The organism is Microbacterium sp. NPDC077391 (assembly GCF_040686955.1).
GTDB lineage: Bacteria > Actinomycetota > Actinomycetes > Actinomycetales > Microbacteriaceae > Microbacterium > Microbacterium commune.
Genome location: NZ_JBFBMI010000005.1, coordinates 223,325 through 245,347, shown reverse-complemented (window position 1 = coordinate 245,347; position 22,023 = coordinate 223,325). Strand labels below are relative to the sequence as shown.

Here is a 22,023-nt window from a genome sequence, read left to right as displayed (position 1 = left end):
GAGGGCGTAGCGTGGAGGCATGGCTCGAATCGTGATCTTCGGCGGCCACGGAAAGGTCGCCCTGCTGCTCGCTCCGCTTCTCTCGGCTCGCGGAGACGAGGTGACCGCGGTGATCCGCAATCCCGATCACGTCGATGACGTGCGGGCGGCCGGTGCACACCCGGTCGTGTTCGACGTCGAGCACGAGGACCAGGCGGCGATCGCCGCGCTGCTCGCCGGGCACGACGCCGTGGTGTGGTCGGCGGGAGCGGGTGGCGGCGACCCGGCGCGCACGCGCGCCGTCGACCGCGATGCCGCGGTGCGGTCGATGGATGCCGCGGCAGATGCCGGGGTGCGCCGCTACGTGATGGTGTCGTACTTCGGGGCGTCCCGCGACCACGGCATCCCGACCGACAACCCGTTCCACGCCTACGCCGAGGCCAAGGCGGCCGCGGACGAGCATCTGCGCTCGTCGCAGCTGGAGTGGACAGTGCTGGGGCCGAGCGCCCTCACCCTCGACGAGGGAACAGGGCGGATCGACACCGCCTCGAGCGAATCGGGTCAGGTGTCGCGCGCGAACGTCGCACAGGTCATCGCGCAGGTGCTCGTCGACGACTCCACCGCCGGCCGGACCATCCGCTTCAACGACGGCGAGACGCCGATCGCCGCGGCGCTGCGCCCCTGACTCCGGCCTCCCCCGTCCCACCCCGCCCACCCCAGGACGAACCGCCCCTCGCTCCGGTATGAGTTTGTGCCGCTCGGCACGCGGGTGATGCGGCAGAAACTCATACCGGAACGAGGAGCGGTGTGTGGGGGCGGCGGCGTCAGCCCAGGCCGACGGGGATGAGGGCGTGGGCGACGGCGTAGATCGCGACCCCTGCGAGCGCACCCACCACGGTGCCGTTCAGCCGGATGTACTGCAGGTCGCGGCCCACCATGAGCTCGATCTTCTCCGTCGTCTCGGCCGGATCCCACTTCTCGACGGTGTCGGTGATGATGGATGCGATGTCGTGGCGGTACCGATCGACGAGGAAGACCGCGGCATCCGTCGCCCAGCCGTCGACCCGCGCCTGCAGCACGGGATCAGTGGCCAGGCGCTGTCCGACCTCGGCGATCGCGGTGGCCGCTCTGCGGCGCAGCCCGCTCTGCGGATCGGCCAGTGCGTCGAGCAGGCCGGCCTTGGCGGTGTTCCAGGCCTGCGCCGCGAGCTCGCCCACGCGCGGGCTGTCGAACAGCGTCGTCTTGGCGCTCTCCAGCCGCTCGCGCATCGCATCGTCGTGCTGCAGTCCGTCGGCGAGGCGCGCGAGGTAGCCGTCGAGGGCGATGCGGGCCGGATGCTGCGGATCGGCGTGCACGGCGCGGACGAACTTCAGGGCCTCGCTGTACGCCGTCTCGTCGACGAAGCGGTGAGCCAGGCGCGGGACCCATGACGGCAGGCGGCGGGAGATCAGCCCCTGGAACGCCGCGGCGTTGTTCTCGAGCCAGGCGCCGAGACTGTCCACGGCGAGGTCGACGGCGCCGCGATGCGCATCCGCCTCGACGATGCGCTGCAGCCAGGTGCCCGCCGACGGCGCCCAGTCGGGCTCGATGAGGTGCTCGCGCGCGAGGTCGGCGATCAGGCTCTGCACGTCATCGTCGCTCAGCGCGCGCAGCACGGCGGAGGCCGCCGTGGCGGCCTCCGCCGCCACGCGCTCGGCGTGCGCCTCGTGGCTGAGCCACTCGCCGAGCCGCTGCGAGAGGGCGGTCGTCGACAGCTTCGCGCGCACGACCTCACCTGCCAGGAAGTTCGTCTCGACGAACTCGCCCAGGGTGCGCCCGATCTCATCCTTGCGGTTGGGGATGATCGCGGTGTGCGGGATCGGCAGTCCGAGCGGGCGGCGGAACAGCGCGGTCACGGCGAACCAGTCGGCCAGGGCGCCGACCATGCCGCCCTCGGCCGCCGCGCGGAGGTAGCCGAGCCACGGATGCCGTGATTCGAGCCAGAAGGAGAGGACGAACACGACGGCCATGAAGATCAGCGCGCCCAGCGCCACGGCCTTCATCCGGCGAAGGCTGCGCAGTCGCTCCTGATCGGCCGGCGAGAGCAGCGCCATCGGTGTTCGCGACATGCCGTCATCCTTTCACGGTGACTAGGCTCGAGGGGTGATCGACGACATCAAGAAGCGCGCTCTGCACCGCACCAGCATCCTCGAGGGTCAGCTGCGCGGCATTGCGCGGATGATCGAGAACGAGGACTACTGCATGGACATCATCACCCAGTCGCGTGCCGTGCAGCGCTCGCTCGAGTCACTCAACCGCCTGCTGCTCGAGAACCACCTGCGCACGCATGTCACGCACATGTTCGAGCAGGGCGGCGACGAGCGCGAGACCGCGGTCGGCGAGCTGCTGAAGGCGTTCGATTTCGACCGCAAGTAGACCATATCGACACAATCAAGACAGCTTGACAACGGATATCGTCGCTCTCTTCTGTCCATTCTTCGTTTTTCGCTGTACCTCACCGCGCGACTGTGCTTGACTGACGTCAGTCAGAACTCAACGTGGAGGTTCCATGGCACAGCTCGCACCCGCGGCGCCCGCGCCGACCGCCGACCCGGCGACGGGGGGCGTCGACATCATCGGCGTCACCAAGCACTACGGCGATGCGCCGGCGGTCGATGACCTGTCGCTGTCGATCCAGCCGGGCGAGTTCCTCTCCCTGCTGGGACCGTCGGGCTGCGGGAAGACCACGACGCTGCGCATGATCGCCGGGTTCGAGCATCCGGGCAGCGGCGACATCCGCATCTCGGGCCGCAGCGTGCTCGGGCTGCCGCCGCACCGCCGCGAGGTGAACACCGTCTTCCAGGCGTACGCGCTGTTCCCGCACATGACCGTCGCCGAGAACGTCGCCTACGGCCTGCAGCAGCGCCGGGTGCCCAAGGCCGAGCAGCGGGAGCGGGTCACCGCCGCCCTCGACATGGTGCAGCTGCGCCGGTTCGCCGACCGCAAGCCGACCATGCTCTCCGGCGGGCAGCAGCAGCGCATCGCGCTGTCCCGTGCGCTCATCAACCGCCCCAGTGTGCTGCTGCTCGACGAGCCGCTCGCCGCGCTCGACCGCCAGCTGCGCGAGGAGATGCAGGTCGAGCTGAAGCTGCTGCAGTCCCGGCTCGGGACGACGTTCGTCTTCGTGACGCACGACCAGGGCGAAGCGCTGTCGATGAGCGATCGGATCGCCGTGATGCGCGCCGGCCGCATCGAGCAGCTCGATGCTCCCGACCGGATCTACGCCGCACCCGCGTCGGCGTACGTCGCATCGTTCATCGGCCAGCAGAACTTTCTCAGCGGCACCGCTCGCGGCGATGCGGTGCAGACGACCGTCGGCCTCATCCACGGCCGATGGGGAGCCGAGCAGGTCGCGGACGGGGGCGCGGCCGTCGCCGCCATCCGGCCGGAGTTCATCCGGATCGAAACGCCCGACTCCACCGCCTTCGGCATCGACGGCCGTGTGCTCAGCGTGTCGTACCTCGGCGAGACCCTCCAGGTCGTCGTCGGCATCGACGGCGGACAGACGCTGCTCGTGCGCACTCCGGCACCGACGGCGCCGGCGGTCGCCGTCGACCAGGCGGTGCGCTGCACCTGGTCGCGCGACGACGTGCGGCTCTTCGCCGCCGAGGGCGCGCCCACCGCCGCCACTCACGTCATCGCCCTCCCCGACCGCGCAGCGCGCTGAGCGGCATCCACCTCACCACCCGCACCGCACCGCACCGCACCGCACCGCACGAAGGAGTGCTCTCATGAACGACAACAGCATCCGCATCCTGGCTGACAGCAGCATCGCGCCCGTCGTGCGCCATCAGCTCACCCGGCGGGGCTTCATGGGCGTCGTCGCCGCGCTGGGAGCCGCGGGCGTGCTCACCGCCTGCTCGCCAGGCGGCTCGGGAAAGCCGGCGCCCGGCGCCACCGGCGGCGCGGTGGAGGACAAGCTCTCCATCTACAGCTGGGGCGAGTACGACGCCCCCGAGGTGATCGAGGCGTTCACGAACGACGAGGGTGCGAAGGTCGTCATGGACACCTTCAACTCGAACGAGGAGATGATCGCCAAGCTCGTCGCGGCGAAGGGAACCAGCGGCTACGACCTCGTCGTGCCGACCGGTGTGTTCATCCCGCAGATGATCGAGAACGGGCTGCTCGCCAAGCTCAACCTGGATCTCATCCCCAACATGAAGCACATGGATCCCGCCTTCCTCGGGCGCGACTGGGACCCGAAGAACGAGTACTCCATCTGCAAGGCGTGGGGCACCACCGGTTTCGTGTACGACAAGACGGTCATCACGCGTGAGCTGAAGACGTGGAGCGACTTCATCGACGCGGCTCAGAACGAGGCGTCCGGCAAGACCTCGGTGCTCGATGACCCGGCCCCGCTCGGCGGCATCTACTACTGGGCCAACGGCATCGACTGGAACACCACGGACCCCGCCGACCTCGACGCGTGCGAGAAGTTCCTCGTCGACGAGCTGGCACCGCACATCTCTGCCTTCGACTCGTACCCCGGAGGTGCGGCGATCCCGCAGGCGTCGCACGTGCTCATGCAGTCGTGGAACGGCGATGCGCGCATCGGCATCCAGGAGTCGCCCGACCCCGACCGCTGGCAGTGGGTGCTCGGCGCCCCCGACACCGAGCTGTGGATGGACAACTGGGCGCTCGTCGAGGGCGCACCGCACCCCGAGGCCGCCCATGCCTTCCTGAACTACATCCTCACCCCCGAGAACCAGCTCGCCCAGGTCGACTACATCGGCTACGACACCGGGGCCGCGGGAATCAAGGAGGCGGCCGAGGCCGCCGGACTCGAGATGCTCGACATGGTGTTCTTCGACGAGGCGCAGGTGAAGACCATGCATGAGGGCAAGGTCACGGAGGCGCAGGCGCGCATCGTCGAGATCTGGAACAAGACGAAGGCCGCCGCCGGTGCGTAGCCCTCGCTTCGGGCTGGCCGTACCCGCGTGGGTGTGGCTGGCGCTGTTCTTCATCGCGCCCATCGCCATGGTCGTGTGGTTCAGCTTCGGGTACAAGCCGGGCATCTTCGGCACGCATGCCAACGACGTGCTGTCCTTCGACCGGTACGCCGAGGCCATGTCGCCCACGTTCTTCGCGACGTTCCAGAACACCCTCTGGGTCGGCATCATCGGCACCGTGCTGTGCCTGCTGATCGGCGGCCCGGTCGCGTACTGGATGGCCGTGAAGGCGCCGCCCTCGCGTCGGGGCCTGCTGATCGCACTCGTGATGGTGCCGTTCTGGACGAACTTCCTCGTGCGCACGCTCGGCTGGCAGGTGATTCTCTCGCCCGAGGGCTGGCTGTCGTCGCTGCTGCAGGGGCTGGGGATGCTCGACGGACCGATCGATGTGCTCTACACCCGCACCGCCGTGCTCATCGGCGTCGTCTACAACTATCTGCCTCTGATGATCCTGCCGCTGTACGTCGCCTTCGACCGCGTCGGAACGCCGCTGCGCGAAGCCAGCAAGGATCTCGGCGCGAACGGCATCCGCACCTTCCTGCAGGTCACCGTGCCTCTGGCGCGACCCGGCATCATCGCCGGCGTGCTGCTGGTGTTCATCCCACTGATGGGCGACTACATCACCGCGACCGTCCTCGGCGGAGCGCAGGGCAACATGATCGGCCAGCTGGTCGCCAGCCAGTTCGGCACCGCGCAGAACTGGGCGCTGGGCTCGGCCATGGCGGTGCTGCTCATCCTCGTGATCATGCTCACGATCGGTGTCGTCGCCGGCATCCTCTGGCTGATCTCGCTGCCGTTGCGAAGCCGCAGCCGACTCGTCCTGGGAGAGGCATCATGAGCGACATCCGCACCCGTCGTCCCCGCGCCGCCATCGGCGACCGCGTCCTCGGCATCTGGTCGGTCGCGGTCTACGCGTTCCTGTTCCTGCCGATCATCGTCATCATCATGGCGTCGTTCAACTCGGGGCGGCTGCTGGTCGCGTGGGACGGTTTCAGCTTCGCTCCGTTCGCGGCGCTGGTCGAGAAGCCCGTCATCCGCGACGCCGTGATGGTGTCGCTGCGCACCGGCCTGATCGCGGCGCTGTTCGCTGCGGTGCTCGGCACGCTCGCCGGCATCGCGATGGCCCGCCGACCGGGGAAGTGGGTCTGGTGGTTCCTCGGACTGCTGCTGCTCGTGTCGGTCACACCCGAGATCGTCGACGCCGTCGCGCTGCTGCCGTGGCTCGTCTTCCTCGGTCAGGACCTCGGGCTCACGATGTTCAACGACGGCACCGTGCGTCTCGTCGTCGGTCACTCACTGTTCTCGATCGCCATCGTGTCGTACATCGTCCGGGCCAGGCTGGTCGGTCTCGACGCGCGCCTGGAGGAGGCATCGGCCGACCTGTACGCCCCGCCGGTGCGCACCTTCCTGCGCGTGACCCTGCCGCTCGCGATGCCGGCCGTGCTCGCCGGATTCCTGCTGTCATTCACACTCAGTCTCGACAACACCGTCGTCTCGGCCTTCGTGCAGGTGTCGGGCACCACACCCTGGCCGGTGTACGTGCTGAGCTCGCTGCGCAGCGGGCTGCGGCCCGAGATCGCCGCCGTGTCGACCGTGATGCTGCTGCTCACGCTCGTCTCGCTGGCTCTCGTCGCCCTGGTGCTGAAGAAGGCGGGGGACTCGACCACCGAGATCGCCCGCACCATGGCAGGAGGATGACATGACCGACGCCGACCTCGTGTTCACCGGCGGCGCCTACGGCGGAAGAGTGTTCGTCTCCGACGCGTCTCGGTCGCGAGCCGACGCCGTCGCCGTCCGCGACGGGCGGATCGTCGCGCTCGACGGGGAGGCGAACGCCCTGATCGGCCCCGGCACCGAGGTGGTCGATCTGGACGGCCGGATGCTGCTGCCGGGGTTCCAGGATGCCCATGTGCACCCGCTGTGGGGTGGGCTCGACATGCTGCGCTGCGACCTCGCCGACCTGTCGAGTCAGGAGGCGTACCTGCAGCGGATCGCGCAGTACGCGGCCGAGCATCCGGATGACGAATGGGTGCTGGGCGGCGGCTGGCAGATGTCGGCCTTCCCCGGCGGCACGCCGACGGCCGCGGCGCTGGACACCGTGGTGCCCGACCGGCCCGCGTTCCTGCCCAACCGCGACGGACACGGCGCGTGGGTGAACTCCCGCGCGCTCGCTCTCGCGGGGATCACCCGCGACACCCCCGACCCGGACGACGGCCGGATCGAGCGGGATGCTTCGGGAACCCCGTCCGGAACCCTGCACGAGGGCGCGATGACCCTCGTCAACCGGCTGCTGCCCGCCGAACCGCACGAGCGGCTGCGAGAGGCGCTCGCCGTCGGCCAGCGTCACCTGCACTCGTTCGGAATCACGGCCTGGCAGGATGCCATCGTCGGCACGCAGTACAGCGATGCCGGCGATCCGCTGCCGGTGTACATCGCCGCCGATCGGGCGGGCGAGCTGACCGGTCGCGTCGTGGGGTCGCTGTGGTGGGACCGGACGCGGGGGCTGGAGCAGATCGACGACCTCGTCGCGCTGCGCGAGAGCGCCGCCGGCGGACGGCGCTTCGCCGCGACCAGCATCAAGATCATGCAGGACGGCGTGGCCGAGAACTTCACGGCGTCGATGCTCGAGCCGTACTGCGACGGCCACGGGCACCCCACCGAGAACGCCGGCATCTCGTTCGTCGAGCCCGACGTGCTGAACGAGGCGGCGGCGCGGCTGGACGCCCTCGGCTTCACGCTGCACTTCCACGCCATCGGCGACCGGGCGGTGCGCGAGTGCCTCGACGCCGTCGAGAGCGCGCTGCAGCGCAACGGGCCTCGCGGCAATCCGCACCACATCTCCCACATCCAGGTCGTCCACCCGGATGATGTGCCCCGGTTCCGCCGACTGGGCGTCACCGCCAACATGCAGATGCTCTGGGCGACCCTCGAGCCGCAGATGGTCGATCTCACGCTGCCGTTCCTCGGCGAGACGCGCGCGAGCTGGCAGTATCCGTTCGGCGACCTGCTGCGCACGGGCGCCGCGCTCGCCGCGGGAAGCGACTGGTCTGTGTCGACGCCGGATCCGATGGCGGCGATCCACACCGCGGTCAACCGCCGCTCCGCCCCGTCGGAATGGGAGGGTGACTACCCGCCGTTCCTGCCCGAGCAGGCCATCGACCTGGGCAGCGCGCTGCAGGCGTACACCGCCGGGTCGGCGCGGGTGAACAGCCTGCCCGAGACCGGAACGATCAGAGTCGGGATGCTGGCCGACCTCGCCCTGCTCGAGCGCGATCCGTTCGACGGCGAGCCGGGGCGGATCGGCGACACCCGGGTGCTCGGCACCTGGGTCGAGGGTGTGCGGGTGTTCGAGGCCTGACCCGCGGCGAGGAGCCTCAGCCCTCGACAGGCCCCAGCCAGGCCGACGCAGCCGTCGCGTGCGCCGACTCCGGGTCCGACGGATGGAACATCCCGGCGAGCACGTCGCGGTACAGCCGGGACAGCTCGTTCGACGAGAAGTACGACCCACCGCCCGCGACCAGCATCGCGTCGTCGACCACCTGCTTCGCCATCACGACGGCGCGGTGCTTCAGCCCCGACAGCAGCGTGAACCAGCGCGCGCCGTGATCGGCTCTCTCGTCGACATCCGCAGCGAGGGCAGCGATCTGCGGCGGCAGGGCGTCGTATGCGAGAGCCATGTCGGCGATCCGCCACCGGATGTCGGGATCCTGGCTGTACGTCGTGCCGGTCTTCTTCGAGCGGCGACCCTTCGCGGCGCCGACGGCGAGATCGAGCCCGCGTCGGGCGATCCCGGTGTAGACGGATGCCAGCAGGATCTCGAACACGCTGAAGATGCCGAACACGATCGGGTCGGGGTTCGGGCCGGGGTCGATCCGCCGCACGACGTGCTCGGGCGCCGCGACCGCGCCGTTCAGGCGCGTCGTGCGGCTCTGCGTGCCCCTCATGCCGAGGGTGTCCCAGTCATCGCTCGTGACGACGGCATCCGTGCGGCCGACGAACGCGAACACCAGCTTCGGGGCGTCCGCGCTCGTCGTGTCGAGGCCGTGCAGACCCAGCTTCGTCCACACCGGGGCGAGGGAGGTGAAGATCTTCGTGCCGGTGAAGGCGTAGCCGCCGTCGCTCTGCGGCAGGGCATCCGTGTCGCTGCCGAACAGCACCAGATCGTTGCCGCCCTCGCTGATGCCGAACGCGAAGACATCGCCGGCGGCGGCGCCCTCCTGCACGAACTCCAGCCCCGGCACGCCGCGGTCGCTGAACACCTTCGCCACGCCCGTCCACACCAGGTGCATGTTGATCGCCAGCGCCGTGGCGGGGGCGGCGGAGGCGAGGCGCTGCTGCAGCACCGCGGCCTCGGCGAGGCCCAGACCGGCACCGCCGCGCTCGCGGGGAACCAGGATCGACAGGTAACCGGCATCGCGCAGCTCGTCGAGGTCCTGCTGCGGGAAGGTGTTGTCCCGATCATGCACCGCCGCACGCTCGCGGATGCGCTCGAGCAGCTCGTCGGGCAGATGGTGGGTGGGGTCGAATGCGCTCACGAGAGGGCCTCCAGGATCTGACGGATCGTCTCTTCGGGACGATCGCGGTGCGGCGAGTGCCCGGCGCCGGACACGACCGACATGCTGATGTGCGGGTTCTCGAGCACGGAGCGTGCCCGTTCGCCGGTGAACAGGCTGTACACCTCGGGGTCGGCTCCGACGATGTGCGTCGGGAGGCGGATCTCCGCCGCCTGCGCGCGCACATCCCATGGCTGGTTCTGCGCGCTGGTCTGCTCGACGGCCCAGCGGCTGGCCCGCAGCACGGCATCCACCTTCAGCTCGACGTCCTGCGGATGCCAGTCCGGATGCTCGGCGCGCACCGCCTCGAGATCGGGGGACGCGAACGCGCGCTGCTGGCTCCGGCGGATGATGCCCTCGTCGCGTCCCGCGACGTGGATCGCCGGGTCGATCAGCACGAGACGTCGTGCCCATCCGGATGCCGTGGTCGCGGCGATGACGGTGGCGGCGCCACCCAGCGAGTGACCGATCACGGCATCCCACTCTCCGCCGTCATCCGGCCTGGCGGCAGCGACGTCGGTGCCGTAGGCCGCGACGGAGTAGTCGAGGGCGCGGGGCGCGTCGCCGTGACCGCGCAGGTCGACCGCGGAGGCCTGCCATCCGGCATCCGCCAACGCGGTGCCGATTCGCCACATCAGTGCCGCGGACGATCCGAGACCGTGGACGAGCAGGGCGCGGCGGCGGCCGTCGCCCCACACCAGACGAGGGAGGGTGAGCGGTGCGGGCACGCCACCAGCCTAGATGCGGGCGGTCTGGATCGGCTCGGTGTCGGGGTGGGGTGAGGGGTCGCGGTCACGCAGGTCGGGGAACGCGCGGACGAACACGATCGAGACGACCAGACCGACGAAGGCGAACAGGGCGGCGGCCAGATACGCGCCCGTCGGACCGGACTGGTCGATGAGGATTCCCGCGACCGCGGAGCCGGCGGCGGCGCCGATCAGCTGGCCCGTGCCGGCCCAGCCGAACGCCTCGGCCGTCTCGCTGAACTTCACGCTCGCGGTGGTGATCGCGAACAGCACGGCCAGAGCCGGCGCGATCCCGACGCCGGCGAGCACCAGGGTGCCGCCCAGCCAGAAGATGTTCAGCGACACCATGGTGAGGCCGAGACCGACGGTGACGATGAGAAGACGCCGGGCCATCGCCCAGGGGCCGATCGGGATGTGTCCGAACGCGAGTCCACCGGCCAGGCTGCCGACCGAGAAGACCGCCAGCACGAGACCCGCCTCCAGGCCGCCATGGCCGAAGGTCGCGACCACGCCCACCTCGACGGCCGAGCAGGCGCCGATGAGCAGGAAGCCGATGACCGTGGCGAGCATCACCGGGGGCTTGAGCACCACGAGGCCGAACGCACGACGGCTGCGTGGGATGCGCACCCGCCCGACCTCGGGGGAGAGGATGAACCACGCGCCGCCCAGCACGAGGATGGCCGCGACCAGCAGCAGCCCCTGCACGGTGCCCACCTGCGTGGACACGACGGTGATGACCACGGGGGCGACGATCCAGATGATCTCCTGCAGCGACGCGTCGAGGGAGAAGAGGGGCGTGAGCTGGCCGGCGTTCACGAGCTTGGGGTAGATGGTGCGCACGGCGGACTGCACGGGGGGAGTGGACAGTCCGGCCAGCAGTGCGAACACCATGTAGCCGGGGAGGTTCAGCGGAAGCAGGGCGAGCCCCAGCACGGCCAGCACGCAGACGGCGAGGGTGAGGGAGAGCACTCGGCGCATGCCCCAGGCGCCCATCCAGCGGCTGGTGATGGGGCCGGCGACGGCCTGGCCGACGGAGGCCGCGGCGAGCACGATGCCCGCCGCACCGTACGATCCGGTCTGCTGCTCGACATGCAGCAGGATCGCGAGACTCATCATGCCGTTGGGGAAGCGCGCCACCAGCTGTGCGGCGATCATCCGCGCCACGCCGGGCGTGCGAAGAAGGTCCCGATATCCCGCCATCAGAAAAGGCTATCCGGCGCGCGCGCCGGCACGCGAGGCGGTGCAGCGGCGACACGCCGCGACACGCCGAGTGGGCTTCTCCACAGGAATTCGGATGTCGGTGGCGGGGCGTACCGTCCTGCCTGTGGATGGATCCGAAAGGGGGTCACGAGAGCCGCGTGAATCCGCGGCCCGGGCGGCTCGTCGAGCAGTCGGGGGCTGTGGAAGAAACGGTGGACAAGCTGTGTTGTACCTGGGGAGAGCGGTGGAAAACTACACGGATGTAACTACTACACCTTGTGGTTGCTTCCAATGTCCGTCCCCATATGTAGTATTGAAGTCCCGGCGGGGGTCTGCCGGAGAAACCACCTGGAACTGAGGGGAATCAGACATCACCATGTCGATCACGGTCTACACCAAGCCTTCCTGCGTGCAGTGCAACGCGACCTACCGCGCCCTCGACGCCAAGGGCATCGAGTACCAGATCACCGACCTCTCGGAAGACGCCTCGGCGCTCGAGCAGGTCAAGGCTCTCGGGTACATGCAGGCACCGGTCGTCGTCACCGACGACGGGCACTGGTCGGGCTTCCGGCCCGACAAGATCGACGAGCTCGCAGCCCGTCTCGCATAACGCCCTTCGTCGTCGCTCAGGAACCGGGGTGAACTGTGAGCATGGTCGCGACCGCGGTGCCGCTCCTGATCTACTTCTCGAGCGCGTCGGGAAACACCGCACGATTCATCGAGAAGCTCGGCCTTCCCGCCCGCCGCATCCCCCTGCACCGCACCGATGACCCGATCGTCATCGACGAGCCGTTCGTGCTCGTCACTCCGACGTACGGGGGCGGGCAGGGGCGCGGCGAGGAGAAGGGCGCCGTGCCCAAGCAGGTCATCCGGTTCCTCAACGACGAGCGCAACCGGCGCCACATCCGCGGGGTCATCTCCGCGGGAAACACGAATTTCGGTGAGTCGTTCTGCCTCGCCGGAGAGATCATCAGCCGCAAGTGCGACGTGCCCCACTTGTATCGCTTCGAGGTATTCGGCACACAGGACGACGTCGATCGCGTGAGCGACGGATTGGAACGATGGTGGAAGCGACAGTGACAGACGCAGTCGAGTTCAAGGTGAACCCCGCGTACGAAGGGCTCGACTATCACGCCCTCAACGCGATGCTCAACCTGTACGACGCGGACGGCAAGATCCAGTTCGACGCCGACAAGCGCGCTGCACGGGAGTACTTCCTGCAGCACGTCAACCAGAACACCGTGTTCTTCCATTCGCTCAAGGAGCGACTCGACTACCTCGTCGAGAAGCAGTACTACGAGGGCGCCGTCATCGAGCAGTATTCGTTCGACTTCGTCCAGAGGCTCAACGACCTCGCGTACTCGAAGAAGTTCCGCTTCGAGACGTTCCTCGGTGCGTTCAAGTACTACACGAGCTACACGCTGAAGACCTTCGACGGCAAGCGCTACCTCGAGCGCTTCGAAGACCGCGTCGTGATGACCGCCCTCGCACTCGCCGAGGGTGACGAGCAGGTCGCCATCGACCTCGTCGAGGAGATCATCTCGGGGCGCTTCCAGCCTGCGACCCCCACCTTCCTCAACGCCGGCAAGGCGCAGCGCGGCGAGCTCGTCAGCTGCTTCCTGCTGCGGATCGAAGACAACATGGAGTCGATCGCCCGCGGCATCAACTCCTCGCTGCAGCTGTCGAAGCGCGGTGGCGGCGTCGCGCTGCTGCTGTCGAACATCCGCGAGTCGGGTGCACCGATCAAGCAGATCGAGAACCAGTCATCCGGCATCATCCCCGTGATGAAGCTGCTCGAAGACAGCTTCAGCTACGCCAACCAGCTCGGAGCCCGTCAGGGCGCGGGTGCGGTGTACCTCAGCGCGCACCACCCCGACATCATGCGCTTCCTCGACACCAAGCGCGAGAACGCGGATGAGAAGATCCGCATCAAGACCCTCTCGCTGGGCGTCGTCGTGCCCGACATCACGTTCGAGCTCGCGAAGAAGGGCGAGGACATGTACCTGTTCTCGCCGTACGACGTCGAGCGCGTGTACGGCGTGCCCTTCGGTGACATCTCGGTGAGCGAGAAGTACCACGAGATGGTCGATGACTCGCGCATCAAGAAGACGAAGATCAACGCGCGCGAGTTCTTCCAGACCCTCGCCGAGATCCAGTTCGAGTCGGGCTACCCGTACATCATGTTCGAGGACACGGTGAACAAGGCGAACCCGATCAAGGGCCGCATCAACATGTCGAACCTGTGCAGCGAGATCCTGCAGGTGAACACGCCGACCACGTACAACGACGACCTGTCGTACGACCAGATCGGCAAGGACATCTCGTGCAACCTCGGCTCGATGAACATCGCCCTGGCGATGGATGCCGATGACCTGGGCAAGACCGTCGAGACCGCCATCCGCGCGCTGACCGCCGTCAGCACGCAGAGCCACATCAACTCGGTGCGCTCGATCGAAGACGGCAACGACCGTTCGCACGCCATCGGCCTCGGCCAGATGAACCTGCACGGATACCTCGCCCGCGAGCGCGTCTTCTACGGTTCGGAAGAGGGCATCGACTTCACGAACATCTACTTCTACACCGTGCTGTTCCACGCGCTGAAGGCGTCGAACAAACTCGCCATCGAGCGCGGCGAGGCCTTCGACGGCTTCGAGGACTCCACGTACGCGTCGGGTGAGTTCTTCGACAAGTACATCGACCAGGCCTGGGCGCCCGAGACCGACAAGGTCAAGGAGCTCTTCGCGGGCCACCGCATCCCGACGCAGCAGGACTGGATCGAGCTGCGCGAGAGCATCCAGCAGCACGGCATCTTCAACCAGAACCTGCAGGCGGTGCCGCCGACCGGATCGATCTCGTACATCAACAACTCCACGTCGTCGATCCACCCGATCGCCTCGAAGGTCGAGATCCGCAAGGAGGGCAAGCTCGGTCGCGTCTACTACCCGGCGCCGTTCATGACGAACGACAACCTGGAGTACTACCAGGACGCGTACGAGGTCGGCTACGAGAAGGTCATCGACACGTACGCTGCCGCCACCCAGCACGTCGACCAGGGCCTGTCGCTGACGCTGTTCTTCAAGGACACCGCCACCACCCGCGACATCAACAAGGCGCAGATCTACGCATGGCGAAAGGGCATCAAGACGATCTACTACATCCGTCTGCGTCAGCTCGCCCTCGAGGGCACTGAGCTCGACACCTGCGTCTCCTGCACGCTGTGACGGTCTGAGATCATGACCATGGAACCGGGCCGCAAGACGTCGCCGATTGTCGGCGTCGTCTACGCGGCCCGGCTCTACGGCTCGGGTGAGTTTCGATACGTCGGGATCACCTCGCGCACCGTCGAATTCCGTCGTCGCCAGCACATCAAGGCGGCGCGAGGCGGCAGGAAGACACCGTTCTACGACTGGCTGCGAAAGATGGAGTCCGACGAGGACATCTACTTTCAACCTGTCGAACTCATCACAAACGGTTCGTTGGAAGACCTGGGCGAGGCAGAGCAACGGTGGATCGCGAAGCTCCGTCGCAAAGGTCACCGGCTGCTCAATCTCACTGAAGGCGGGCTTGGTCCACGGGGATACGTGTGGACCGAGGAGCAGCGCCGGGCTGCCGGTGAGAGATCGCGCGGGCGCAAGCGGGAGAACGTTCCGACCGGGCCCGATCACCCCAGTTGGGGCACCACGCGTTCGGACGAGCTGAAGGAGCATTGGTCGCGTACCCGGAAAGGCATGAACTCCGGGGCAGCCAACCCCAACTTCGGCAAGTTCGGCCCGGCGCATCCCAGCTATGGGCACCGGATGTCGGACGAGGCGCGGCTCGAGCTGTCCGAGATGCGGCGCGGTGAGAACAACCCCAACTACGGCAAATCGGCCAGCGTCGAGACGCGGGCCAGGATGTCCGCGGTGAGGAAAGGACGGGCGATGCCATCGAGCCGGCGCAGCGCGCATACCCGTCACCACACAAACAAGGGCGTGTTCAAGGACACGTGCCAGCACTGCATCGATGACATCCATGCAATCCACTCCGAGAAGAACAAGGAAGAAGAATGACTCCGTCTCCGAAGCTCACGCTGATCGACCACGTGCAGGCGATCAACTGGAACCGCATCGAGGATGAGAAGGACCTCGAGGTGTGGAACCGCCTCGTGAACAACTTCTGGCTTCCCGAGAAGGTGCCGCTGTCGAACGATGTGCAGTCGTGGAACACGCTCACTCCCGACGAGCAGCTGATGACCATGCGCGTGTTCACGGGGCTGACCCTGCTCGACACGATCCAGGGCACCGTGGGCGCCGTGTCGCTGATCCCCGACGCGATCACCCCGCACGAGGAGGCGGTGTACACGAACATCGCATTCATGGAGTCGGTGCACGCGAAGAGCTACTCGTCGATCTTCTCGACCCTGTGCTCGACGAAGGAGATCGACGAGGCGTTCCGCTGGTCGGTCGAGAACCAGAACCTGCAGAAGAAGGCGCAGATCATCGTCGACTACTACCGTGGCGACGACCCGCTCAAGCGCAAGGTGGCTTCCACTCTGCTCGAGTCGTTCCTGTTCTACTCGGGCTTCTACCTGCCGATCTACTGGTCGTCGAAGGCGAAGCTGACGAACACCGCCGACCTCATCCGCCTCATCATCCGCGATGAGGCCGTGCACGGGTACTACATCGGCTACAAGTTCCAGAAGGGTCTCGAGAACGAGACCGAAGAGCGTCGCCAGGAGCTGAAGGACTACACCTTCAACCTGCTGTTCGAGCTCTACGAGAACGAGGTGCAGTACACGCAGGACCTCTACGACGGCGTCGGCCTCACCGAGGACGTCAAGAAGTTCCTGCACTACAACGCGAACAAGGCGCTGATGAACCTCGGGTACGAGCCGATGTTCCCCTCGACGGTCACCAACGTGAACCCGGCGATCCTCTCGGCCCTCTCGCCGAACGCCGACGAGAACCACGACTTCTTCAGTGGGTCGGGCTCGTCGTACGTGATCGGCAAGGCCGAGGCCACCGAGGACGACGACTGGGACTTCTGAAGTCCACGTTCTAGACAGACTCTGACAAGAGTCGACCGGGAGGCCCGGATCTGCAGGTTTCTGCAGATCCGGGCCTCTTTTCGTGCCGCCTTCCGAAGAACACAGGAGGACAGATATGAACGTCAGCAGTCGTTGGGTATGGCACGCGGGTGGCACGCCCGCACCTTCCAGGAGAGAGCGGGGTGGTCCGCTGACCGAATTTCGGTCCCGGCATGCCACCGACCTCGTGCCACAGCGTGCCACAGGGCGCCTAAAGTGCGGCAAGAAAACCCAGGTAGAAAGCCCTTTTCGGGGCTTCCTGTCCTCTTGTGGCACGGAGTGGCACGAGGGTTCGCGTGAGTCCGCTCGAGACCAGCGGAGGACACGATGAGCACCACCAAGACCCGGGAGACAGCAGCAGCCAGGCGAGAGAGCTGGGGGAGCCTTCGTAAGCTCCCTTCCGGCCGCTGGCAGGCGCGCTACCCCGCACCCGACGGTGAGGTCTACACCGCCCGGACAGAGGACGACAAGCCGCTGACGTTTCTGACGAAGACAGACGCCCGCGCGTGGCTCGCAGGCGTTCACACATTGATTGCCCGTCAGCAATGGGAGCCACCCTCGGCGACCGCCGCCCGCCGCCGTGCGACAGAGGAAGCTGAGAAGGCACGGTCCATCGGATTCTCCGAGTACGCGGAACGCTGGGTGGCCTTCATCCGCACGGAGCCGAACCGCAGCGGCAGGAAGCGTGCTATCGCCACAGTCCGCTCCTACAAGAGCAAGGTCGACGGGTACCTCGTCCCCGAGTTCGAAGACACCCCGATACGGCAGATCGACGAGGCACGTATCCGGCAGATGACCGATCGCCTCGACGCGATACCCTCGCCGCTGAATCCAAAGTCGAAGTTCAACGGCATAACGCGACCGGTACTGATCGTCCTCATGATGATCCTCCGCCAGGCAGCCCGAGAAGGAATCATCCCCGCTGCGCCGAACATCTCGATCCCGAAGCAGGAGGCGGTCCGGCACGACGCCGACCACGACGAGGACGAAGACGTTGCGAGCCCCGAGCAGGTCGAGGCCCTCTACGACGTAACCCCGGATCACTGGGCGATCATGGTGCTCTTCGCCGCGTGGTGCCAGCTGCGCCGCGGGGAGTGCCTGGGCTTGCAGCGCAGGGACATCGAGTGGCACGACGAGAACACCGCGACCCTGCATGTGCGTCGGCAACTGAACGCGAACACCGGCGACTACTCGGAGAGGCTCAAGAGCGACGCGGGCAGACGGACGCTCAGCATCCCGAAGCTCATGATCGACCGCCTCAAGGATCACCTGCGTGACAACGTCGCGGCCGAGGCCAAAGCGCCGCTGATCCCCACGAACGTCCGTGGCAGCGTTCCTCTGTCCAACACGCGATGGGGATACGTGTGGGCGGATGCTCGAGACCGTGCCGCTGACCTCCGGCCGCGATTCCGGTTCCATGATCTCCGTCACACGGGCCTGACGATCTTCGCCCAGGAGGGCGCGACCCTCGCAGAGCTGATGCGGCGAGGCGGCCACGCCGACATCCGAGTCGTCCTCCGCTACCAGCACGCCACGATGGCCCGCGATCGTGAGCTCGCGGACCGTATGAGCGATCGCGTCCAGGAGCGGATCAACGCGGCCAGGAAGGCATGAGAGTCGACGTGGGACAGCCATGGACACCTATCAGGAGAAAGAGTTCATCAACAAGGGAGGCACCACCATGGCCGTTCACGATCGTTCGCAGCCCCCGGCAAGGGCGAGCTGATCTCGCTGGCCGTCGCCGCCGACACCTACGGAGTGTCGATCAAGACGCTGCGCCGTCGCATCTCGGACGGCACCGTGAGCGGCTACCGGGTTGGACGGCTGATCCGCGTCGACCCGGACGAACTCCGCGAGAAGCTGCTCATCGAGATCCCTTCAGCCAAGTAGGCGCAAGACCAAAGTGTGGGCGGGCCTGAAAGGCCCGCCCACACTTTGCGGTTCACCGTCAGCTCACACAGGCGGCGTCTCGTCGCGCAGGAACGCCGCTTCCGCTTCCGCACGCTGGGCGACGTCTTCGACGACGAAGTCCACGAAGTCCTCGTCACGGTCAGTGATCGGAGTCTCTTCGCCCGCCCGGATCGAATCTTCGCCGGGCCAGACGGTTTGCCGGGAGGGGCGGTCGCGATCAAGGCGGGTGCCGGAGATCTGTACCCATTCGCGTAGCCGGGTGCGGGCGGCGGCGAAGTCGGTCATGAACGAGATGGCCCCGGCGGCGTCCTGCTCTGGGTCGTAGCAGCCTAGCCACCGGGTGTAGAGAGCGGAGAGCTCCCACACGAGTTCCGGATGGCGGTGCCACATCGGAGGGACGATCTGTGCGGGGAGGGCGAACTCGTGCCGGAGCCAGTTCACCCATTCGTTGAGGTCGAGCCATTCGTGCTCGGCGTCGTCGGAGGACAGGGTGCGCCAGTTGATCGGGCGAGGCGCGGGCGGGAGGTCATCACTCCCGCCCGCGCCTGCCCGGGGGCCGCCGTCCCGTCTCTCGCCTTCGTCGATCTCGTCGGGCTCGTCGTCCTCGATGTCTGGTTCGTCGGACTCGGGCTCGAAGTCCACGTCCGGGTCGCCCGGTTCGGGATTCTGGGTCGGGTCGTTATCGGCCACGTCACTGTCCTCCGGTAGGGGTTATCGGCCGACGGTTTCCATCGCGGGCGCTTCGGCCTCTCGCGTGGTGGTAGGGGTGGGCGAGCCGAGCTGGGCTGCTCGGTCGGGTTCCTCGCGCTCGGCGTCGCGCCCGACTTCGCGGTCGGCGTCGCGTTCGGCCTGGCGCTCGGCGGCGGGCCGGCGGTCGATCGTGAAGTCTGTGATGTTCGGGTCGGGGGCGATGCGCTTGGCGACGAACTGCTCATCGGTGCGCTCCTCGCCGTTGACGTTGCGCGTGTACTCGCGGGTGTAGCCCTGCGCGACGATGTCGTCGCCCTTGACGTACCGGTCGGCGGACATCTCGGCGGACTTCCCGAACTGGATCAGGTCGTGGTAGGTCGGGTCGAGCTTGCGGAAGGATCCGTCCTGCTGGGGCTCGTAGTGGTTGATGCCGACGCGGGCGTAGAAGCGTGCCTGCCCGGATTCGGAGTAGCTGAGGCGGGGATCGGCGGAGATGAAGCCGTTGATCGCCTGCGAGGTCTTGATGGCCATGAGATCTGAGGTCCTTCCTGATAACAACGAAACTGTCTGGTGCCTCCGCGGTTGAGCGGGAGGCACCAGACAGGTGCGCAGGTCGGACCCCAGACGACGGGCAGAGCCGGTTTCAGGACGTGTGCAGGAGAGCCTCGATTTCCTTCCGGTCCGTTTTCAGCTGCGCGGCGTCCTTGCGGGCCGGCCAGGCGCGCAGGTCGGTGATGATGGGGCGGGCGGTGCGGAGCATCACCACTCCGATCCCGAACGGCAGCGTGCGGATCACGTCCGGGGGCATGATCGCCACGCGGCGGATCGAGCGTTGCGCGGAGCGGTGTCCTTGCTCGCCGATGGTGACGGAGTCGGTGATCTCGTCTCTCTCTCCGATCAGCGCTGAGAGGTCCTGCAGGTCTCGCGAGTTCGATGCGCCGCCGAGGATGACTTTCACGATCGATGCGTCCCACAGCGCGTTGGCATTGTTCTCGCCCCATTTCTCCCGCGCCTGTGCGAGGGACTGCAGCACTGGCAGGGTGGTGATCCCCGTGCCGCCGCCTTCGGCCATCAGCGTGGGAAGCGAGGGCAGGGGTGCGAGGTTGCCGATCTCATCGAGTGCGAGGAGCATCGGTGGATCTAGTCGTGTGCCTGGTGAGGTGGCGGCGATCTTGCGGGCGGTTTCGACGAGGTCTTCGATGAAGGCGGCCACCAGCGCCGAGGATGCCCCGGCCCCAGCGCCGGTGGCGAGGAGGTACAGGGTGCCGCGATCCCGGATGAATGTATCGGGGTCGAACCGGTCTCGCGGACCCGGTGTTACTGCGTCCAGGACGCGCGGGTCGGCGAACGCAGAGAACGCGAGGGACACTCCCTGCCAGATCGAGTCGCGCGTCTTGGGGTCGGCTTGTAGCATCGCGTCGAGCGAGTCCGCCCACCCGGGTGCTGCCTGCGGGTTGGATTGCAGCACCCGCACCGCATCCGCGGCAGCGGCGGGGTTCAGCGCCCACTGATACAGGGTTGCTGCGTCCCGCCCGTCCAGCGCTGCGGCGTGGAGGAGCCCCTGGATGGCGGCGGCGGTCTTGCCCTGCCAGAAGTCGCCGCCGGACACGGACCCGAAGTTCGTGGCCGTGGCGAGTCCGGTGGCGCGGATCATCGCTGTCAAGGGGTCTTCGCATCCGCGGACCGGTGACCACTTCATGCCCGCGGGGAGTCCTTCAGCGAGGTGCTGAGGGTCGAACACCGCGACCGGTCCGACGCGCTGTCGGGCCTTCAGCGTCGCGGTGAGGTTGTCGGGCCGAGTGGAGGTGGTGATGACGGCGCCGGGAGCGTCGAGGATCGCGTTGATCACGACGTGCAGCCCTTTGCCCGACCGGGGCGGGCCGATAAGCAGGATGGAGTCCTCCACGGTCGCCCACACCTCCTGCCCTTTCGACCGGCCGAGGAGGTAGCCGACATCCACGGGGGAAGGGTCTTCCAGCGAAGGCCGGAACGTGCCCGCTCGTTTCCTGAGGGCCTTCGTTCCTGCGGCTTTGGCGACATCGCGCGCAGTGGCGATGCCGCGGAGCAGGCGCGGATCCTGCGCCCGGTTCTCTTTCGCTCGCGCGATGACTCGCCACACCCACCACACGATGATCCCGAGGACCGCGACTGCGATGGCGAGGACCAGCCAGTACACGACCGGGCTCAGGCCCGGCGCGCCGATCGCCTCTCCCGGGGTAGCCGGGGTGAGCAGCACACCGAGCCCCGTTGAGGGCCCGCCGGTGGGTTGCGGGAGCCCGGTGAAGAACGCAGCGGCACTACCGGCGGCGCGAAGCAGCCCGGCCAGGACAGCGAACCCCGCCAGGGCCGCAATTCCCAGGTTCGCGAGCATCTGGGACGGCTGGTGCGGGTTCATCCCAGCCCTCCGACGATGTGGGTGGTGCCGGAGATTCGCCCGAACAGCAGCACCTCACTGCCGCCGCCTTGCAGTTCACGGTCCTCGATCACGTGCCGCACACGTCCGTATCCGTCGGAGGATGAATGGCGGATGATCACCGCGAGAGCGACATCTTCACCGGGGACGAAGCCTTCCCCGACTGCCTCGAACAACACCGGCAGCCTGGGGTCCTGTGCGGTCATTCCCGCGGTCTCGGAGGCCAGTTCGGGGTCGGGCTCTGGGACGGGTGGGGTGAGGACATCGGTGTAGGTGGTGCCGCTGTGCTCGACGATCTCCACCCGCACCGGCACCTTCCGCCGTCGCAGGATCTCGTCTATCAGCCCGCCGAGCGCGTGCCTGCCGACGGGCTCCCCTGTGACGGGTGCACCGTCGAGGGTGACGTTGATCTGGTCGTCCTCGTCTACCCGGACGACCAGGTGCGGGAGTGTGATGGGCACCACGAGATCCCCATCAG

Annotated in this window: 22 protein-coding genes; 14 read left to right on the top strand and 8 right to left on the bottom strand. The window is 67.5% G+C overall.

Annotation, left to right across the window (positions count from 1 at the left end; genetic code table 11):
- Positions 1-19: 19 nt before the first annotated feature.
- Positions 20-664, top strand: a complete 645-nt coding sequence (locus AB0O65_RS13690; protein ID WP_363385903.1) for an SDR family oxidoreductase — start codon at positions 20-22, stop codon at positions 662-664.
- A 139-nt stretch (positions 665-803) separates the two neighbouring features.
- Here the strand turns inward: AB0O65_RS13690 and AB0O65_RS13685 are convergent, their stop codons facing one another.
- Entirely contained in the window at positions 804-2,087 is a 1,284-nt protein-coding gene (locus AB0O65_RS13685) for a DUF445 family protein (protein WP_363385900.1), read from the bottom strand.
- 34 nt (positions 2,088-2,121) lie between these two features.
- Between AB0O65_RS13685 and AB0O65_RS13680 the strand changes: the two genes are divergently transcribed.
- The 6 genes from AB0O65_RS13680 (at position 2,122) to AB0O65_RS13655 (ending at position 8,325) form a co-directional block, all read left to right on the top strand.
- On the top strand, positions 2,122-2,394 hold the full coding sequence (locus tag AB0O65_RS13680) for a metal-sensitive transcriptional regulator (protein ID WP_071645103.1): 273 nt from the start codon (positions 2,122-2,124) through the stop codon (positions 2,392-2,394).
- A gap of 133 nt (positions 2,395-2,527) precedes the next feature.
- Positions 2,528-3,685 carry an ABC transporter ATP-binding protein gene (locus tag AB0O65_RS13675; protein ID WP_363385897.1) on the top strand — a complete coding sequence of 386 codons (1,158 nt, stop codon included), beginning with the start codon at positions 2,528-2,530 and terminating at the stop codon, positions 3,683-3,685.
- A 64-nt stretch (positions 3,686-3,749) separates the two neighbouring features.
- On the top strand, positions 3,750-4,928 hold the full coding sequence (locus tag AB0O65_RS13670; RefSeq protein WP_071645101.1) for a spermidine/putrescine ABC transporter substrate-binding protein: 1,179 nt from the start codon (positions 3,750-3,752) through the stop codon (positions 4,926-4,928).
- Positions 4,921-5,805 carry an ABC transporter permease gene (locus AB0O65_RS13665; RefSeq protein WP_071645100.1) on the top strand — a complete coding sequence of 295 codons (885 nt, stop codon included), beginning with the start codon at positions 4,921-4,923 and terminating at the stop codon, positions 5,803-5,805. The genes AB0O65_RS13670 and AB0O65_RS13665 overlap by 8 nt, the downstream gene beginning before the upstream one ends.
- A complete protein-coding gene (locus AB0O65_RS13660; RefSeq protein ID WP_363385892.1) occupies positions 5,802-6,665 on the top strand; it encodes an ABC transporter permease in 864 nt (287 codons plus the stop codon). Before AB0O65_RS13665 ends, AB0O65_RS13660 begins: the two co-directional genes overlap by 4 nt.
- Before the next feature lies 1 nt (position 6,666).
- Positions 6,667-8,325 carry an amidohydrolase gene (locus tag AB0O65_RS13655; protein ID WP_363385889.1) on the top strand — a complete coding sequence of 553 codons (1,659 nt, stop codon included), beginning with the start codon at positions 6,667-6,669 and terminating at the stop codon, positions 8,323-8,325.
- 16 nt (positions 8,326-8,341) lie between these two features.
- Here the strand turns inward: AB0O65_RS13655 and AB0O65_RS13650 are convergent, their stop codons facing one another.
- From AB0O65_RS13650 to AB0O65_RS13640, 3 genes are read right to left on the bottom strand one after another with little or no spacing between them, the layout of a single operon-like run.
- Positions 8,342-9,502 (bottom strand): acyl-CoA dehydrogenase family protein, encoded by a 1,161-nt coding sequence (locus AB0O65_RS13650; RefSeq protein WP_363385886.1) that lies wholly within the window; start codon positions 9,500-9,502, stop codon positions 8,342-8,344.
- Positions 9,499-10,248: an alpha/beta hydrolase gene (locus AB0O65_RS13645; RefSeq protein WP_363385883.1), complete on the bottom strand. Its 750-nt coding sequence runs from the start codon at positions 10,246-10,248 to the stop codon at positions 9,499-9,501. Before AB0O65_RS13645 ends, AB0O65_RS13650 begins: the two co-directional genes overlap by 4 nt.
- 9 nt (positions 10,249-10,257) lie before the next feature.
- Positions 10,258-11,466 carry an MFS transporter gene (locus AB0O65_RS13640; RefSeq protein WP_191713108.1) on the bottom strand — a complete coding sequence of 403 codons (1,209 nt, stop codon included), beginning with the start codon at positions 11,464-11,466 and terminating at the stop codon, positions 10,258-10,260.
- Between the two features lie 376 nt (positions 11,467-11,842).
- Between AB0O65_RS13640 and nrdH the strand changes: the two genes are divergently transcribed.
- From nrdH to AB0O65_RS13605, 7 genes are all read left to right on the top strand, one after another.
- Positions 11,843-12,076 (top strand): glutaredoxin-like protein NrdH, encoded by a 234-nt coding sequence (gene nrdH, locus AB0O65_RS13635; RefSeq protein ID WP_071644641.1) that lies wholly within the window; start codon positions 11,843-11,845, stop codon positions 12,074-12,076.
- Between the two features lie 41 nt (positions 12,077-12,117).
- Positions 12,118-12,546: a class Ib ribonucleoside-diphosphate reductase assembly flavoprotein NrdI gene (gene nrdI, locus AB0O65_RS13630; protein WP_071644642.1), complete on the top strand. Its 429-nt coding sequence runs from the start codon at positions 12,118-12,120 to the stop codon at positions 12,544-12,546.
- The gene (gene nrdE, locus AB0O65_RS13625; protein WP_363385878.1) at positions 12,528-14,687 is read left to right on the top strand and encodes a class 1b ribonucleoside-diphosphate reductase subunit alpha; all 2,160 of its coding nucleotides are present in this window, start codon (positions 12,528-12,530) and stop codon (positions 14,685-14,687) included. Before nrdI ends, nrdE begins: the two co-directional genes overlap by 19 nt.
- A 12-nt stretch (positions 14,688-14,699) precedes the next feature.
- The gene (locus tag AB0O65_RS13620) at positions 14,700-15,515 is read left to right on the top strand and encodes an NUMOD3 domain-containing DNA-binding protein (RefSeq protein WP_363385875.1); all 816 of its coding nucleotides are present in this window, start codon (positions 14,700-14,702) and stop codon (positions 15,513-15,515) included.
- Positions 15,512-16,492, top strand: coding sequence for a class 1b ribonucleoside-diphosphate reductase subunit beta (nrdF, locus tag AB0O65_RS13615; protein ID WP_071644645.1), 981 nt, complete (start codon positions 15,512-15,514; stop codon positions 16,490-16,492). Before AB0O65_RS13620 ends, nrdF begins: the two co-directional genes overlap by 4 nt.
- 366 nt (positions 16,493-16,858) lie before the next feature.
- The gene (locus tag AB0O65_RS13610) at positions 16,859-18,145 is read left to right on the top strand and encodes a site-specific integrase (protein ID WP_363385872.1); all 1,287 of its coding nucleotides are present in this window, start codon (positions 16,859-16,861) and stop codon (positions 18,143-18,145) included.
- Positions 18,146-18,289: 144 nt separating this feature from the next.
- Positions 18,290-18,421: a DNA-binding protein gene (locus AB0O65_RS13605; RefSeq protein ID WP_363385869.1), complete on the top strand. Its 132-nt coding sequence runs from the start codon at positions 18,290-18,292 to the stop codon at positions 18,419-18,421.
- A gap of 63 nt (positions 18,422-18,484) precedes the next feature.
- On the opposite strand, the gene AB0O65_RS13600 is transcribed toward AB0O65_RS13605, so the two are convergent.
- The 4 genes from AB0O65_RS13600 to AB0O65_RS13585 form a co-directional block, all read right to left on the bottom strand.
- Complete coding sequence (locus AB0O65_RS13600) at positions 18,485-19,027, bottom strand: hypothetical protein (RefSeq protein WP_313480995.1); 543 nt, start codon at positions 19,025-19,027, stop codon at positions 18,485-18,487.
- Between the two features lie 126 nt (positions 19,028-19,153).
- Complete coding sequence (locus tag AB0O65_RS13595) at positions 19,154-19,663, bottom strand: single-stranded DNA-binding protein (RefSeq protein WP_313480969.1); 510 nt, start codon at positions 19,661-19,663, stop codon at positions 19,154-19,156.
- 112 nt (positions 19,664-19,775) lie between these two features.
- The gene (locus AB0O65_RS13590) at positions 19,776-21,503 is read right to left on the bottom strand and encodes a TraM recognition domain-containing protein (protein ID WP_363385866.1); all 1,728 of its coding nucleotides are present in this window, start codon (positions 21,501-21,503) and stop codon (positions 19,776-19,778) included.
- Between the two features lie 20 nt (positions 21,504-21,523).
- Positions 21,524-22,006, bottom strand: coding sequence for a hypothetical protein (locus AB0O65_RS13585; RefSeq protein ID WP_313480972.1), 483 nt, complete (start codon positions 22,004-22,006; stop codon positions 21,524-21,526).
- Positions 22,007-22,023 lie beyond the last annotated feature (17 nt).

Bases quoted from the DNA above. Each gene is read 5' to 3' on its own strand.
- AB0O65_RS13690 (WP_363385903.1), top strand. From the start codon at position 20: ATGGCTCGAATCGTGATCTTCGGCGGCCACGGAAAGGTCGCCCTGCTG.
- AB0O65_RS13685 (WP_363385900.1), bottom strand. From the start codon at position 2,087: ATGTCGCGAACACCGATGGCGCTGCTCTCGCCGGCCGATCAGGAGCGA.
- AB0O65_RS13675 (WP_363385897.1), top strand. From the start codon at position 2,528: ATGGCACAGCTCGCACCCGCGGCGCCCGCGCCGACCGCCGACCCGGCG.
- AB0O65_RS13670 (WP_071645101.1), top strand. From the start codon at position 3,750: ATGAACGACAACAGCATCCGCATCCTGGCTGACAGCAGCATCGCGCCC.
- AB0O65_RS13660 (WP_363385892.1), top strand. From the start codon at position 5,802: ATGAGCGACATCCGCACCCGTCGTCCCCGCGCCGCCATCGGCGACCGC.
- AB0O65_RS13655 (WP_363385889.1), top strand. From the start codon at position 6,667: ATGACCGACGCCGACCTCGTGTTCACCGGCGGCGCCTACGGCGGAAGA.
- AB0O65_RS13640 (WP_191713108.1), bottom strand. From the start codon at position 11,466: ATGGCGGGATATCGGGACCTTCTTCGCACGCCCGGCGTGGCGCGGATG.
- nrdH (WP_071644641.1), top strand. From the start codon at position 11,843: ATGTCGATCACGGTCTACACCAAGCCTTCCTGCGTGCAGTGCAACGCG.
- nrdI (WP_071644642.1), top strand. From the start codon at position 12,118: ATGGTCGCGACCGCGGTGCCGCTCCTGATCTACTTCTCGAGCGCGTCG.
- nrdE (WP_363385878.1), top strand. From the start codon at position 12,528: ATGGTGGAAGCGACAGTGACAGACGCAGTCGAGTTCAAGGTGAACCCC.
- AB0O65_RS13620 (WP_363385875.1), top strand. From the start codon at position 14,700: ATGACCATGGAACCGGGCCGCAAGACGTCGCCGATTGTCGGCGTCGTC.
- nrdF (WP_071644645.1), top strand. From the start codon at position 15,512: ATGACTCCGTCTCCGAAGCTCACGCTGATCGACCACGTGCAGGCGATC.
- AB0O65_RS13610 (WP_363385872.1), top strand. From the start codon at position 16,859: ATGAGCACCACCAAGACCCGGGAGACAGCAGCAGCCAGGCGAGAGAGC.
- AB0O65_RS13595 (WP_313480969.1), bottom strand. From the start codon at position 19,663: ATGGCCATCAAGACCTCGCAGGCGATCAACGGCTTCATCTCCGCCGAT.
- AB0O65_RS13590 (WP_363385866.1), bottom strand. From the start codon at position 21,503: ATGCTCGCGAACCTGGGAATTGCGGCCCTGGCGGGGTTCGCTGTCCTG.